The sequence below is a fragment of the Mesorhizobium sp. P3_A8 genome, from assembly GCF_056402995.1.
In genome coordinates this window covers 128,114-142,588 of the sequence record NZ_JBFUGI010000001.1, presented here as the reverse complement: position 1 = coordinate 142,588, position 14,475 = coordinate 128,114, and the positions used below count along the sequence as shown (strand labels likewise).

Below are 14,475 nucleotides of genomic sequence, written 5' to 3'. Positions count from 1 at the left end.
CTAATGCGCGATGCCGGAGCCGGCCGCTTCGTCGATCAACCGGCCGCTGGCAAAGCGGTCGAGATCGAAGGGACGGCTAATGTCATTGTGCTTGCCCGTCGCCAGCAAGTTCGCCAGCAGTGTGCCGCCGGCGGGAATGGCCTTGAAGCCGCCTGTGCCCCAGCCGCAGTTGAGGAACAGATTGGGCAATGGCGAGGGACCGATGATTGGTGAGGAGTCCGGCACGACATCGACAATACCGGCCCATTGCCGCATCAGCTTCAGCTGGCCGAAGACCGGGAACATTTCCAACAGGCCGGCGATCACCGCCTCCAGCGTCGGCAGATTGCCGCGCTGCGCGTATGAAGGAATCCGGTCGAGCCCGCCACCGATGACGATCTCGCCCTTGTCGGATTGGCTGACATAGACACCGCAACCGGGCGACAGCACCACTGTGTCGAGGATCGGCTTTACCGGTTCGGAAACGCAGGCCTGCAGCGCATAGGAGTTGATCGGCAGCCGGAAGCCGGCCTTGGCCGCCAGCACCGAGGAATGCCCGGCCACCGCCATGCCGATGCGTTCGGAGCGGATGGCGCCACGGCTCGTCTGGACGCCGCGGCAGCGGCCGCCCTCGATGATGAAATCAGTGATCTCGCAGTTCTGGATGATGTCGACGCCGAGCCGGCTCGCCGCCCGCGCATAGCCCCAGGCAACCGCGTCGTGGCGGGCGGTGCCGGCGCGGCCTTGCCAGATGCCGCCGAAGACGGGGAAACGCGCGTCAGGCGAAAAATTGTAGATCGGCGCCACGCGGCGCACATCCTCGGGCGAAAACAGCTCGGCATCGATGCCGTTGATCTGCATGGCATTGACGGTGCGCGCGCCGATTTCCATTTCGGCGGTCGAGTGGCAGAGATTGACCATGCCGCGCTGCGACAGCATGACGTTGTAGTTCAAATCCTTCGACAAGCCTTCATAGAGCCTGTGCGCCAGCCCGTAGAGCTCGACGCTCTCCGGATAATAATAGTTGGAGCGCACCACGGTGGTGTTGCGGCCAGTGTTGCCGCCGCCGATCCAGCCTTTTTCCAATACTGCGACCCGGGTGATGCCGTGGTTCTTGGCCAGATAATACGCCGTCGCCAGCCCGTGGCCGCCGCCGCCGATGACGATCGCGTCGTAAGACGGCTTCGGCTCGGGCGAGCGCCATGCCTGCTTCCAGCCGGTCTGGCCAGCCAGGCCCTCCTTGAACAGCGACAGAGCGGAATAGCGTCTGGTCATGGTGTGCCGGACAGGCCTGTTTTCGAGGAAAGGGCGTTGATCATGGCATGGTCTTCCGCAGGGATGGCAGCGGTACGATCGGTCATGCTCGCATCGCCTTGCCCAGCGGATCGTAGGGCGACGAAGCGATGACGCGCGCACCTCTTTCGACGCCGACGATGTGGGTTGTCAACTCGGTATCGATACCGACCGCATCTCGATCGACAAGCGCCATGGCGAGGCTCTTGCCGACCGTATGGCCATAGCCGCCCGAGGTGACGAAGCCGGCAAGCTTGCCCTTGCTCCAGACCGGTTCGTAGCCGCTGGCGTCGGCATCCACCGCGTCGATTTCGAGCGTCACCAGTGTTCGCCTGGCACCGGCCTTCTGCTCTTTCAGCACCGCCTCGCGGCCGATGAAGTCGCCCTTGTCGAAAGCAATCCAGCGGTCCATGCCGGTCTCGGCAGGCGTATAATTCTGCGTGAATTCGCGCGACCAGATGCCGAAACTCTTTTCGAGCCGCAGCGAATTGACGGCGCCGAAGCCATATTCGGTGACGCCGAGGTCGCTGCCTGCCGCCAGCAGCGCGCGGCGCAGCCCGGCATGCTCATTGGCCTGGCAATGGATCTCGTAGCCGAGCTCGCCGATGACCGACAGCCGCCCGACTTTGGCCCGCACCAGGCCGACATCCAGCGTCTTGCAGGCGAGGAAGCCAAAGCCCTCATGCGAAACATCCTGGTGCGTCAGCCGCTCAAGCAGGCGGCGCGCTTTGGGGCCGGCCAGCGAAAAGCCAACCACCGCGTCCGAAATGTCGCGCACGCTAACGCCGTCGGCGAGGTGCTGTTCGAACCAGCGCATGTGCCATTGCCGAAGATAGTAGGACCCCATGATCCACCAGCAGCCGTCGCCCCAGTTGAAGACGGTGAGGTCGCCCTTGAGCTTGCCGTTCTCGCCCAGCATCGGCGCGAGTTTCGCCCGGCCGGGCTTGGGCAAGGCGCAGGCAAGCAGCCGGTCGAGCCAGGCTTCCGCTTGCGGCCCGCTGACCTCGTAGCGCGAGAAGGCGGTGATATCGAGCAGGCCGACGCCCTCGCGCACCTCACGACATTCCCGTGCGACGATGTCGAAGGCGTTGGAGCGCTTCAGCGTCGGTGTCTCGACGAAGCCTTGCGGGGCGAAATACAGCGGCACTTCCATGCCCCACGAATTGCCCCAGCGCGCGCCGGCTGCATCCATGGCGTCATGCGCGCCGGCCGTCTTCAAGGGTCGTCCTGCCGGCAATTGCTCGTTGGGATAGCTCATGACGAAGCGGCGCGAATAGAACTGCCCGGTCGTCTGCTTGATGTATTCGCGGTTGGAGGCGAAATCGCCGTAGCGGGCGATGTCCATGCCGTAGACGTCCGCTTCCGGCTCGCCATGGATCATCCATTCGGCGAGCGACTTGCCGACGCCGCCGCCTTGCAGGAAGCCGGCCATGACGCCGCAGGCCACCCAGTAATTGGCGACGCCGCGCACTGGGCCGACCAGCGGATTGCCGTCGGGCGAGAAGGTGAAGGCGCCGTTCACCCAGCGCTTGATGCCGGCCGTCTCCAGGCAGGGGTAGCGGCTGAAGCCGAGCGCCAGTTCGTTGGCGATGCGGTCGGTGTCCTCCTGGATCAGTTCGATGCCGTAGTCCCACGGCGCACCGTCCATGTTCCAGTGCTTGTGGTTGATCTCGTAGATGCCGAGCAGCAGGCCCTTCTGCTCCTGACGCATATAGGTGAAGCCTTCGAGGTCAACGATCAGCGGCAGTTCCCGGTCAAGCGCCTGGATTTCGGGCAGCGCCTCGGTGACGAGGTAGTGATGCTCCATTGGGGACACCGGCAGGTCGATGCCGGCCATCCGGCCGACCTGCTTGGCCCACAGGCCGCCGGCATTAACGACGTGCTCGGCAACGACAGTGCCTTTCTCGGTGACCACGTCCCAACTGCCGTCGGCGCGGCGGTTGAGCTCCAGCATGCGGTTGTGCTCGATGATATCGGCGCCGCGCTTCCGTGCCGCCTTGGCATAGGCGTGCACGACGCCCGACGGGTCGATATGGCCTTCGCGCGCGGCATAAAGGCCGCCCAGCATGCCGTCGGTGTTGAGGATCGGGCAGCGCTGCTTGATCTCGTCGACGCCGACCAGATGGACATCGTCGATACCCATGGTCTGGAAGATACGATAGGAGGCCTTCAGCCATTCCCAGCGCTCCGGTGCCGAGGCGACCGAGATGCCACCGGTCATATGCATGCCGATGTTCTGGCCCGATTCCTTCTCGACCTCTGACAGCAGATCGATCGTATAGGCCTGCAGCGCGGCGATGTTGGGATCGGCGTTCAGCGCATGGAAGCCGCCGGCCGCGTGCCAGCTCGACCCAGCGGTCAGCACCTCGCGTTCGATCAGCGCGACATCGCTCCAGCCGAACTTCGCCAGGTGATAGAGCACCGAGGCTCCAACCACGCCGCCGCCGATAACGATCGCCCTGTATTGCGATTTCATGCTGCTGCACTCCGTCAGGTCATGACGGTGCATCCTATCGGCATTGTACACATGTGTCTAGTGCGTTGCCAGTGACGGGCAGGATGGTCGAACGACGAGGACGTTTCTACTGCTCGGATGTGTCTGCACTGAGGGGACGACGATTAGCAGGAACGTCCGTCCCTTCGTCATCCTGGGGCGGAGCAAGGAGCGCAGCGACGCAGCGCAGACCCCAGGATCCATGCCGGGACTCCGAAGCGCCGCTACGGTGCAGAATTCCGCTCCGCTGCACTCTATGACCAAGGTCACGGAATGGATCCCAGGGTCTCCGCGACGGAGCTTCGCTTCTGCTTCGCCCAGGGATGACGACGTTGGGGATGCTTCAGCCTATGGCTGTGTCTACCGTTTGCCGGAAAGCGTCTTCTCGACATAGCGCGCGAAGTCCTCGACATCTTCTGCCGGAGGCTCCTGGCCGGTGAAGCTGCGCAGATACGAGGCGACCTGGGCCAGGCGGGTGCTCATCGGCTCGTTGAGCTCGAGCGAGTAATAGCCGATCTGCATGAAATAGAGCACACGGGCGCGCACGAACGCGTCCTCTTCCTCATAGCCATGGCGCATGTACATGTCGCGTATGGCATTGACGCGCTCTTCGTCGGCCTCGTCGAGTGCGCGCCGGATTGCGGGCGAGCGGCGAGCCCAGGCCCTGATCGCGAAATCCAGCCGGGGATCGAACAGCCTCTCGTCGACCCAGCACTCGAAAATGCTCATCACGCCCCGAATGACCGTGGCGGAGGGCCGCGAAGCACGTTCGACGATGAACCTGGTGTTGGTTTGCCGCCAATAGTCCAGCAACTGGTCGAGCAGATCCTGGCGGCTCTTGAAATACCAGTAGAAGCTGGAGCGCGAGACGTCGAGCTGCTGGCCAAGCGTCAGCACGCGGACGCGTTCGACGCCATCCGAGATCAGTGTTTCAAGCGCCAGCTTCAGCCAGTCTTCGCGAGTGGCCTTGATGTTGCCGGTGGCGCCGGCGCGCTGGATCGTCGTTTCGAGAGCTGCCATCAGCACGACGCATGACACGCCGCACCGGGCAAATCAAGGCTATGGACATATCTGTCCAGGGCAATTCGTTTCGACCTGCAGGGCGTCTCGCGGACGTTAGCCGGTTTGGCTTTCGATGGGGCGTCGCAATTACCGCGAAGGCAAGCCCGGGAATTTTGTCGCGGCGGCCGGGTCAGTGCGTGCTTTCCCGAAAGGCATTTGTCTGGCAAATACCACTTCAGACAGATGCCGCCGCGCGGCCAACCAGCAGGAAAGACCAGGACATGGCGCAGTTTCGAAAGAACCTCATCGATGGCGAATGGGTCGGCGACGCCGGGTCCCGCAACATCAACCCCTCGGATACGGGTGACGTCGTCGGCGAATATGCCTCGGCGGGGGTCGAACAGGCCAAGCAGGCCATAGCGGCGGCCAAGGCCGCCTTTCCGGCATGGTCGCGCTCCGGTCCGCTGGCACGCCACGCGGTGCTGAAAAAGGCGTCGGACGAGATCATGGCGCGCAAGGATGAGATTGGCCGCAACCTGGCACGCGAGGAAGGCAAGACGCTGGCCGAAGGCATTGGCGAAACCATTCGCGCCGCCCAGATATTCGATTTCTTTGCCGGCGAAACATTGCGTCTGACCGGAGAGATGGTGCCAAGCGTGCGGCCGGGTGTCGGCGTCGAGATCACACGCGAAGCGGTCGGCGTGGTCGGCATCATCACGCCATGGAATTTCCCCATAGCCATCCCGGCCTGGAAGATCGCGCCGGCGCTGGCGCATGGCAACACCATCGTCTTCAAGCCAGCCGAACTTGTTCCCGAAAGCGCCTGGTCGATCGTCGACATTCTGCACCGTGCCGGCCTGCCCAAGGGCGTGCTCAATCTGGTCATGGGCAAGGGTTCGGTGGTCGGTCAGGCGATGCTCGACAGCCCTGATGTCAATGCCATCACCTTCACCGGCTCGGTCGGCACAGGCAAGCGGGTCGCGGCGGCAAGTGTGGAGCACATGCGCAAATTCCAGCTCGAAATGGGCGGCAAGAACCCGCTGGTCGTGCTCGACGATGCCGATCTTGCGGTCGCCGTCGATTGTGCACTCAACGGCGCTTTCTTCTCGACCGGCCAGCGCTGCACGGCTTCGTCCAGGCTGATCGTGACCGAAGGTATCCACGACCGTTTCGTCGACGCGCTCAAGGACCGCATGGGCAAGCTGGTCATCGGTGACGCGCTCGACGCGCAGACCCAGATCGGCCCGGTCGTCGATGCGACACAGCTTCAGCAGGACGAGGACTATATCGCCATCGGCGTCAGGGAAGGCGCGACGCTTGCCTTCGGCGGTAAAAGGCTCGACCGCAACACACCGGGCTTCTACCTCAGCCCGGCGCTGCTGACCGAGGCCACCAACGCCATGCGCAGCTCGCGCGAGGAGATTTTCGGGCCTGTCGCCAGCGTCATCCGTGTCAAGGACTATGACGAGGCGCTTTCCGTCGCCAATGACACGCCTTTCGGGCTGACCTCAGGCATCTGCACATCGAGCCTGAAGCACGCGACCCACTTCAAGCGCAATTCGGAGGCCGGCATGGTGATGGTCAATTTGCCGACGGCCGGCGTCGACTTCCACGTTCCCTTCGGCGGCCGCAAAGGCTCGAGCTTCGGCCCGCGCGAACAGGGCCGCTATGCCGCTGAGTTCTACACCACCGTCAAGACCGCCTACACATTTGCAGGCTGATCGGGCGCCGGCTCATCGGCCGGCGAGCTTTCACCGCGGAACAGGTATGAGCCAATGGCATTGCAGGAACTGACCTGGCTCAACCCGCCGCCGCATCACGCTATCGACGGCGATGCGGTGCGGGTGCGCACCGGCAAGGAGACCGATTTCTGGCGCGAGACCTTCTACGGCTTCTGGCGCGACAGCGGCCACTTCCTGCATCGGCCGGTGGAGGGCGATTTCACGGCCGAAGTCACCGTCAAGGGCAACTACGAGGTGCTCTATGACCAGGCCGGGCTGATGATCCGGCTGAGCGAAACGAACTGGATCAAGGCCGGCATCGAATACACTGACGGCCTTGCCTATTTCTCCGTCGTCGTCACCAATGACACATCGGATTGGTCGCTGGTTGCCATTCATGCCGATCCCAACGGCGTCAGCATTCGCCTGACCCGCCATGGCGAGGCGATCCGCGTCCAGTACCTCGATGCTTCGGACGGCCACTGGAAGCCGGTGCGGCTTGCCTATTTCCCGGTCTCGAAGGCGGTCGATGTCGGTATGATGTGCTGCTCGCCGCAACGCGAGGGTTTCGAGGTCACATTCTCCGGATTTTCGGTCGGCCCGCCGATTTCACGGGAGTTGCACGACTGACGCCTGGCGACATCTGCGGCCACAGGTCTATCTCGAACCCCTCTGGCAAGAACTTCAGCTGGCAGGCCGCCTTACCAGGGGACGTGTAGGATCTCCAGCTTAGGCAAGCCGACCGGCCGGATGCCGAGATCGTTGGCGAGCATGCCAAAGGCTTCGGTCTCGATCAGGTCGCGATAGGGGATTTCGGGGAAGCGAAGGCCGCCGCGATGCAGAGCGGCATCGACCAGCAGCATGGTCCCGCCGACCGCATCGAGGCCGATGATGTCGAGATGCCTGACATCGCTGAGATGATAGCGGTTTGGCGTTTGCGCCGGAGGCTGGTGGAGCCCGCCGCGTATGTCGCGGTAGTAGCGATAATCCTTGATCTGTCGTCTGATCACGAAGCTGTTGAGGTCGAAGCTGCCGCCGCCGGCGATCTTCACGCAGTTGGGCACCGCGATGCGATGTCCCGTGGCGATCAGCCGGTTCAGGGCATCGCCGGGAAAGCGCCAGACGTCGATATCGATCCACAGCGCCCAGTCGTCGTCTTCCTTCAACCCGTGATCGATCAGGTAATTGCGCACCTTGGCAATCGCGCCGCGCCTGACGCGCTGCATGCGAGGCTTTGCCCGTTTTGCCCTGTCGAGCTTGGTCCCGACCTGTCTTTGCAGCAGGACGATGTCGCGATATTTGCCGGCCAATTCTGCTGTGGCGGCCTTCAGCCGCTCCCAGCTTCCGTCCTGGCTGTCGCCTTCGCAGAAGACCAGCTTGATCCTGTCCTTGGGGTAGTCGAGCCCGTCCAGCGCATCGAGAAACGGTTGGATAAGGTCGGCGGCGTCGCGAAGCGGCACCAGAATGGCAATGTTTCGGCCTGAAGGCGGCGCGGCCGCCAGAACCGCCTTGTCGACGCCCGCTTTCGCCACGGCCTCATCCAGATACGCGCCGCGCGTCAGCTGGTACCGGAGCCGATAGGCTCGGTTGCGCAGCTTCGTCGTCCATTTCGGTGGCGGCTCCGGGGTCCACCATGTGCCGGCCCAGTGGTGGATCGAAAGTGCTGGCGTGTCGTCGCCGGCCTCATGCTCCGTGCTGCCGGCCGATGTCACAGGCGTGAACAGGCCGGAAGGATGGATGGCGAAGGCCGCCTGATCGCTGTAGCCGCGTTGCGCGGAGGTCAGCAGACAAGGGCCGGTCGCGTCGAGTATGTCCTTGGCGCCGGCAAGTCCAGGCATCATGGACAGGAGATGCAGCCAGAACGGATGCCGGGGCGGGCTCGCCATTGTCCCGTTGAACAGCAGATAGGGCAGACTGCGGAAATCCGCCTGAACGGCTGCGTGCGACGCCGGCTCCTTGCACAGCACGACACGGGTCTCGTCCATGATCGGATCAAAGGCGGCGACGCATTCGCAGTCGATGTCGGCGTAGACCCCGCCAAAATGATGCAGAAGCATATAGCGGGCCGCGTCCGACCGCTGCACGCCATTCGTGTAGCTGCAGAACATCGGCAGGAAATCAGGGTAGTGCTCGGCCACGAATTCGAGCAGCATCCTGTCGCTCCAGAACATCACCGTCCAGTGCGGATTATGCCGCTTCCAGGTGTCGGCATATGCCTGGAAGCGTGCGGGAAGGGTGTCGCTCTTCCATGTCTGGTGCAGGATTGCTGGAATCATCCGATGGTGCCGTTCAGTCCAAGCCCGTCACGAACGGCGTCGCGGATCGCTTGCGGGCCGAACCTTGCCCATACCGCGTGGTGCGCGCGAAGCCGTTGCCGCGCCCTGCGTTCGGGATCGAGACAGAGTCCGATGGCCATCTCGGCAAGCGTTTCGTCGGAGGGAGAGAGCAGCACCTCGTCGTTTTCGACCAGGTCCAGGCCTTCCGCCGCGATCGGCGTCGCGATCACCGGCACGCCCGCGGCCATTGCTTCCAGGATCTTGATGCGTGTGCCGCCGCCCGCCGTCAGCGGGACGATGGTCAGATGCGCGCTGGACAAGAGCGGCGCCACATCCACGGGGTCTTCGATGAGTTCCACACCGGGCAATCCAGCCAATGCCTGCACCTCCGGTGTCGGGGTGCGTCCCGCCAGGACGAGCCTGGCATCCGGCAGGGCTTTGCGGATACGAGGCAATATGACACTGGCCAATCGCTGCGCGGCATCGACGTTTGGCGGATAGGCGAGATGGCCGATGAACACGATCACCGGGAAGCCGTTGCCGGTCGACGGCTCGGCAGGCAGGGGCGCGGGACCATCCCCGGCTTGCGGAATTCCGTTCGGAACGACGTCGATCGGGATCTCGTGCCGGGAAAGCGTCATCAGCTTCTGGCGATCCAGGTTCGAGCAGACCCAAACCCTGTCGACAAGGTATAGGGCCTTCCTCTCGAGGAATCTGACGCCGAATGCCGCCGCGGTTCGCTTGGCACTGAGTCGCCTGATCTGTCCGGCCAGGTCGGACTCGACATTGTGCATGTCGAGAATGAGCTGCTCCGCCAGCGGCCGCAGGGGCCGCAGCAGCTTGAACAGGCTGACGCCCTCGACAATGATGGTGTCCGGGCGGAATTCACGGGCGAGCGCCTCGAGCCGCGTCAGGGCGGAACGCGGTATACGGCTCTCCGCTCTTGAGCGCCACCAGCCGATCGAGGCCGTGCGGGGCTCTCCCGCTATCGACAAGTCCTCGACGCGGATCAACGGACCGGGAGCATTCCTTGCTGTCTTCGGCTTCACCGAAACCAGGCAGACCGGTCCGAACCTGGCGGCCGCTTCGGCGTTGCGGTAGTTTCTCAGATCCGAACCCGAAGCCGGCGGAAAGGCCGGGTCTTGCGACACGACCAGCGTGCGCTTTTGGGCCGCGTGCGCGAGAGTGGCTGCAGCTGGATGCGCGCCTGTACCGCCCAATGCGGACGCCTGGGGCGTTGTGCCCGGCAGAGGGCCTAATTCAGATGGCATTTCAGAACGATTCCGTGATCACAAGCATCGGCGCCACCTTGTTTAGCTGAACAAGGCTTTCGTCAAGCACTGCATATTTTGAATACTGCCGCCCTGAGCCCTCCGCGGGCCGGCGGCGTTATCGCCTGGACCAGGCCAGCCAGCGCGCCGCCAAGCGCCTGCGCAACGAGGTGAACCGGGTTCGCCTGTAGGCGTCGCCCGCCATCTTGATGCCTTGCGCCTGCGTCGGGAAGGGATGGATGACATCGGCCAGGGCATGCAATCCCATGCCAGACCTGATGGCGAGCGTCACCGCATTGATCATCTCGCCGGCATGGCTGGCGACGACCGTCGCCCCGAGGATACGGTCGGATCCCTCCCGGACATGGATCTTGACGAACCCTTCCTCCTCGCCGTCCATGACGGCACGGGCGACATCGTGCATCAGCACCGTATAGGTCTTGACTGGAATGCCGTTCCGGCGCGCCTCGATCGGATAGAGCCCGACATGGGCGATTTCCGGATCGGTATAGGTGCACCAGGGAACGACGAGCTCGCTGAGCCTTTCGCGCCCGCGAAACAGGGCATTGCGCACGACGATGCGGGCGGTTGCTTCGGCGGTATGGGTGAACTTGTATTCCAGACACACATCGCCCGCCGCGTAGATGTGCGGATTTGTGGTTCTCAGGTGATCGTCCACCTTGATGCCATTGGCGTCATACGCCACCCCGGCGTCTTCCAGGCCGAGGCCATCGACATTGGGCGAACGGCCGACGCCGGTGATGATCTCATCGACGGAAATCGTCGTCGTGTCGCCGTCCCGCATCAGGTCGGCGAGTTTCTTGCCGCCCTCCATCCGCACCGCCACCACCTCGGTGTTAAGGCGCACCTCGACGCCCTCGCGCGCCAGCGCGTCCGAAAGGATCTGCGCCGCGTCGCGTTCCTCGCCGGGCAGGAACATTGGATCGTTTTGCGCCAGGATGACCTTCGCGCCGAGCAGGCAGAAGGCCTGCGCCGTCTCGCAGCCAAGCGGGCCGCCGCCGATGACGAGGAGCCGCTCAGGACATTGCGTGAGGTTGAACATGCTTTCGTTGTCGAGATAGCCAGCCTCGGCAAGTCCAGGGATCGCCGGTCCGCTCGGATGCGCGCCTGTTGCGACCAGGGCCTTCTTGAAATGCAGCGTCTTGCCGGCGACCTCAACCGTGTCAGGTCCACCAAAGCGGGCATCGCCGAAATAGAGGTGGATGCCTTCCGAAGCGATGGCCGCGGCCGAATCGGCGCGGCTGAGCCGCTGCCGGATCTGCCGCATCCGCATCATGGCCCGCTCGAAGTCGACGCGAAGACGCTCCGGCGTGTCGCCGCCGAAATTCTCGGCATCGCGCATGTCGGCATAGAGCCTGGCCGTGCGGATGATCGACTTCGACGGGACGCCGCCGACATTGACGCAGGCGCCACCGATCAGCCCGCGCTCGATCAGCGCAACCTTGGCGCCGAGGCTCGCGGCATCACGCGCCGCGGTCAGCCCGGCGGGCCCGGCGCCTATGACGACGAGATTGTAAGGGCCGTCGGGGGTCGGGTTCTTCCAGTGCGGCGGATGCGCGGCCCGGATCAGCTCGACGTCATTGTGGTCGACAGGGAAGGCGGCGGCCTTTGTCCGTTCACGCGCCATCGCGGCCCCCTGAAGCGGGGTTCGGCTGCGACAGCCAGCCGCCGGTGAAACCGGCTTTGCTCAGGCCGCGGCGGATGTGAGGATTGGATCGCATCAGCCTCCAGATCAGGCGCGAGCGGTGGTTCTCGATCATCATCACCACGATGCCCTGGTCCAGCCCGTAATGGCCTTCCGACACCCAGCCATTGCGGCCAAATTTTCGCCGGTTGGCCAAGGTCGGATTGAAGCCGCTCGGCAGCCGGAAATTGTCGATCACCTCCGGAAAACGGTCGCCGAGATGGCGCAAGGCGGCGAGGCAAATGTCAGGCGCGAAAGGCAGCGACGCCGGATAGGACCATGGCGCGATCGTCCCGTCATCCGGCCCGAACGGCGCGCCGCGCGCGGCATAGCCGGAAAACCGGTGCCGCCGTCGCTCGACACTGGCGCGGAAGCCGCCTGGCCCGTCGCCGGCGGAGAGCCCCCACAGGTTCTCGCCATAGCCGTCGAAGCCATAGGGGTTGTGGCGGGCATAGTCGCGCTGCAGATAGGTCGAGCGGCGGCTGTTTTCGAAATAGTCCGAATTCTTCTCGCGCATGAAGGCGTCGCGGATGCCGGCGAAATCGATCCAGGCATGCGAGAACTGATGCATGAACAACGGCCCGCCATAGAGCACGTCATGGCCGTAGATGTTTTCCCACTGATAGGTCGCCGTCCAGGCCTCGTAACTGTCGTCGGAGGTCGGGCGCTCGGGCGAGGCCATCGACAGCACATAGAGGATGGTCGCTTCGTTGTAGCCTTCCCAGCCATAGTGCAGAAAACCGCTCTTCGGCTTCCAGCCTTGCCGCAAGGTCGGAGTGCTGCCTTGCGCCCATCGCCAGTCGACGCGCCGATAGAGCGCTTCGGCCAGTTGCCGGATTTCGGCTTCCTTCTCGTCCACGCCGGAGAAATAGGCGCCGGCCACCAGTATGCCGGCCAGCAGCAAGGCGGTGTCCACCATAGACAGCTCGCAGCGCCAGACACGCAGGCCGGTGCGCATGTCCAGGAAGTGGTAGTAGAAACCCTTGTGACCGGTGACCTCTTCGCCGCTGCCTTGCGGGCTGGCCGAGAAGAAACGCAGCGCCGCAAGCGTAAGCTCCACCGCCGCCGCGCGTGTCATCCAGCCGCGCTCGACGCCGATCGGATAGCAGGAGAGCGCAAAACCGACGACGGCGATGCTGGCCGGCGAGTTCGGCCGTGACGTGTCGGCGACCAGCCCGTTGTCGGGGTTCACAGTCTCGAGGAAATAATCGAAGGCCGCGCGCTGGTAGCGGTCCAGAAGCTCGTCATCGGACAGCGCGGCAGGTTCTGTTCTAGGCAAACGATGCAAACTCCAACCTGATGGACGCGATCCCCAGCGGTGGCACGGTTAGGTCGAACTCAAGGGTCCGGTTGCGCCAGACGACCGGTTGTTCCTGCTCCGGCGTTGCCGAGGCCGCATGCAATCGCTCGACCATCGCCGGGCTCAGATATTCGGGGCTTCCCATCGTCACCCATAGCGCCTTGGCGTTGGCATTTTCTGCATCGATGCGCCGGATGGTAGTCACTGCGGGCCGCGGAGCGTTCTGGAGTTCGATATGGACGGTCTCGTTCGTAATCGGATGCCGCGGCAAGGCGAAATTGGAGATGAGCACGGTCAGCGAATTTCCATCACGGATGCACCAGCCATCGATGGTTGGATGATCGCCTCCCATGGACAGTATCTCTGTTCCAAGCCCGTGCAGCATTTCAAAGGCACGGTAAGCCGGTTTGGCGATGCCGTGAAGGTTCATCAGGCCAAAGCCACCATGAAACGGCACCGAGGGAAAATAGTTCTCCTCGAAAATATCCGAAAAGGTCCAGTAGCTGTAGCCCTGAACCAGTCCTCTCGCTTCCATCACCGTCTTGACGATGAAGGCGGCGGCATACGGCTCGTCATGCATCGGATCGCGCGGGTTCGAAGACGTGCACCATTCGGTGTAATAGAGCGGACGATCACCAGCTTGCTGGCGCGCGGTGTGCGCCTCCTCGCGCAACGCACTTCTTGTGCTTTCCGAAAGTTGGGTTTCGGTGTCGTCGCCAGGTTGGCCGAAGGCATCGGTTGGATAGTGGTGCGTGCTGATGAAATCGGCTGGAAGGCTATTCTGCCCACAATAGGCAATGAACTCATCGATCCAGGCATTGTCGGCGGTCGCTGGTCCGCCGACCTTCAATTGCGTGTCGACGGATTTGATCGCCTTTGCCGTGCTGGCATACAGCTTGAAGTAATCCTCCTGCTTGCCGCTGCCGAACGCCTCGAGATTGGGCTCGTTCCAGACCTCGAAGAACCATTGGCGCATTTCCTCCAGGCCGTAGCGGTCGACCCAATGGCCGACAAGCTTGGTGATAAGGGTCGCCCACTGGCCGTAATCCTTCGGCGCACTGACATTGGCGCGGTAGTGGAAGATGATCTGCCCACTGGACGAAAGCATGGTCGGCATGAAGCTCAATTCGACAAAGGGCCGCATGCCGATCGACAGCAGAAAATCGAAGATCTGGTCGGCATTGAAGAACGAATAGAGCGGCTGGTCGTCCTGGTCGATGAGCGTGCCCATGTCGTCATCGAGCAAGCCGTGAAAGCGGACATGGCGAAAGCCGAGCTCGTCATGCGCGCGGCGCATCTGTGCCTGCCAGTCCGCACGCAGCGCCAGCGTTGCATGGCCACTGCCGACCGTATGCTCCCAAAAATGCGGAAAGTCCTCGCCCTGGACGCCGAGATCGCAGCGAAAAGTCACGTCCATGGCGCCGTCTAGGGGAA

The 14,475-nt window shown here is 63.4% G+C and carries 10 protein-coding genes; 2 read left to right on the top strand and 8 right to left on the bottom strand.

Translation table 11 applies throughout. The annotated features are described in order from the left end of the window. The 3 genes from AC1DX4_RS00630 to AC1DX4_RS00620 form a co-directional block, all read right to left on the bottom strand. Window positions 1-1,254 (bottom strand): sarcosine oxidase subunit beta, encoded by a 1,254-nt coding sequence (locus tag AC1DX4_RS00630; RefSeq protein ID WP_477218480.1) that lies wholly within the window; start codon window positions 1,252-1,254, stop codon window positions 1-3. Window positions 1,255-1,336: 82 nt separating this feature from the next. Next, window positions 1,337-3,748, bottom strand: coding sequence for a GcvT family protein (locus tag AC1DX4_RS00625; protein ID WP_477218479.1), 2,412 nt, complete (start codon window positions 3,746-3,748; stop codon window positions 1,337-1,339). A 378-nt stretch (window positions 3,749-4,126) separates the two neighbouring features. Further along, window positions 4,127-4,786 carry a TetR/AcrR family transcriptional regulator gene (locus AC1DX4_RS00620; protein WP_475454175.1) on the bottom strand — a complete coding sequence of 220 codons (660 nt, stop codon included), beginning with the start codon at window positions 4,784-4,786 and terminating at the stop codon, window positions 4,127-4,129. Between the two features lie 263 nt (window positions 4,787-5,049). Between AC1DX4_RS00620 and AC1DX4_RS00615 the strand changes: the two genes are divergently transcribed. Both AC1DX4_RS00615 and AC1DX4_RS00610 read left to right on the top strand, forming a co-directional pair. Then, window positions 5,050-6,489 carry an aldehyde dehydrogenase family protein gene (locus AC1DX4_RS00615; RefSeq protein WP_477218478.1) on the top strand — a complete coding sequence of 480 codons (1,440 nt, stop codon included), beginning with the start codon at window positions 5,050-5,052 and terminating at the stop codon, window positions 6,487-6,489. Window positions 6,490-6,543: 54 nt separating this feature from the next. Further along, the gene (locus tag AC1DX4_RS00610) at window positions 6,544-7,119 is read left to right on the top strand and encodes a DUF1349 domain-containing protein (protein ID WP_477218477.1); all 576 of its coding nucleotides are present in this window, start codon (window positions 6,544-6,546) and stop codon (window positions 7,117-7,119) included. 71 nt (window positions 7,120-7,190) lie between these two features. Here AC1DX4_RS00610 and AC1DX4_RS00605 read toward each other — a convergent pair whose 3' ends face one another. The 5 genes from AC1DX4_RS00605 to AC1DX4_RS00585 all read right to left on the bottom strand — a co-directional run bounded on the left by AC1DX4_RS00605 (window position 7,191) and on the right by AC1DX4_RS00585 (window position 14,458). Next, the gene (locus AC1DX4_RS00605; protein ID WP_477218476.1) at window positions 7,191-8,765 is read right to left on the bottom strand and encodes a glycosyltransferase; all 1,575 of its coding nucleotides are present in this window, start codon (window positions 8,763-8,765) and stop codon (window positions 7,191-7,193) included. Beyond that, window positions 8,762-10,036, bottom strand: a complete 1,275-nt coding sequence (locus AC1DX4_RS00600) for a glycosyltransferase family 4 protein (protein WP_477218475.1) — start codon at window positions 10,034-10,036, stop codon at window positions 8,762-8,764. Before AC1DX4_RS00600 ends, AC1DX4_RS00605 begins: the two co-directional genes overlap by 4 nt. A gap of 118 nt (window positions 10,037-10,154) precedes the next feature. Next, entirely contained in the window at window positions 10,155-11,684 is a 1,530-nt protein-coding gene (locus AC1DX4_RS00595; protein WP_477218474.1) for a mercuric reductase, read from the bottom strand. Next, on the bottom strand, window positions 11,674-13,020 hold the full coding sequence (locus tag AC1DX4_RS00590; RefSeq protein ID WP_477218473.1) for a glucoamylase family protein: 1,347 nt from the start codon (window positions 13,018-13,020) through the stop codon (window positions 11,674-11,676). The genes AC1DX4_RS00595 and AC1DX4_RS00590 overlap by 11 nt, the downstream gene beginning before the upstream one ends. Further along, the gene (locus AC1DX4_RS00585) at window positions 13,013-14,458 is read right to left on the bottom strand and encodes a GH39 family glycosyl hydrolase (protein WP_477218472.1); all 1,446 of its coding nucleotides are present in this window, start codon (window positions 14,456-14,458) and stop codon (window positions 13,013-13,015) included. The genes AC1DX4_RS00590 and AC1DX4_RS00585 overlap by 8 nt, the downstream gene beginning before the upstream one ends. Window positions 14,459-14,475: the final 17 nt, after the last annotated feature.

Coding starts and splice junctions, on each gene's coding strand:
- AC1DX4_RS00630 (WP_477218480.1), bottom strand. CDS start 1,254: ATGACCAGACGCTATTCCGCTCTGTCGCTGTTCAAGGAGGGCCTGGCT.
- AC1DX4_RS00615 (WP_477218478.1), top strand. CDS start 5,050: ATGGCGCAGTTTCGAAAGAACCTCATCGATGGCGAATGGGTCGGCGAC.
- AC1DX4_RS00595 (WP_477218474.1), bottom strand. CDS start 11,684: ATGGCGCGTGAACGGACAAAGGCCGCCGCCTTCCCTGTCGACCACAAT.
- AC1DX4_RS00605 (WP_477218476.1), bottom strand. CDS start 8,765: ATGATTCCAGCAATCCTGCACCAGACATGGAAGAGCGACACCCTTCCC.
- AC1DX4_RS00625 (WP_477218479.1), bottom strand. CDS start 3,748: ATGAAATCGCAATACAGGGCGATCGTTATCGGCGGCGGCGTGGTTGGA.
- AC1DX4_RS00600 (WP_477218475.1), bottom strand. CDS start 10,036: ATGCCATCTGAATTAGGCCCTCTGCCGGGCACAACGCCCCAGGCGTCC.
- AC1DX4_RS00620 (WP_475454175.1), bottom strand. CDS start 4,786: ATGGCAGCTCTCGAAACGACGATCCAGCGCGCCGGCGCCACCGGCAAC.
- AC1DX4_RS00610 (WP_477218477.1), top strand. CDS start 6,544: ATGGCATTGCAGGAACTGACCTGGCTCAACCCGCCGCCGCATCACGCT.
- AC1DX4_RS00585 (WP_477218472.1), bottom strand. CDS start 14,458: ATGGACGTGACTTTTCGCTGCGATCTCGGCGTCCAGGGCGAGGACTTT.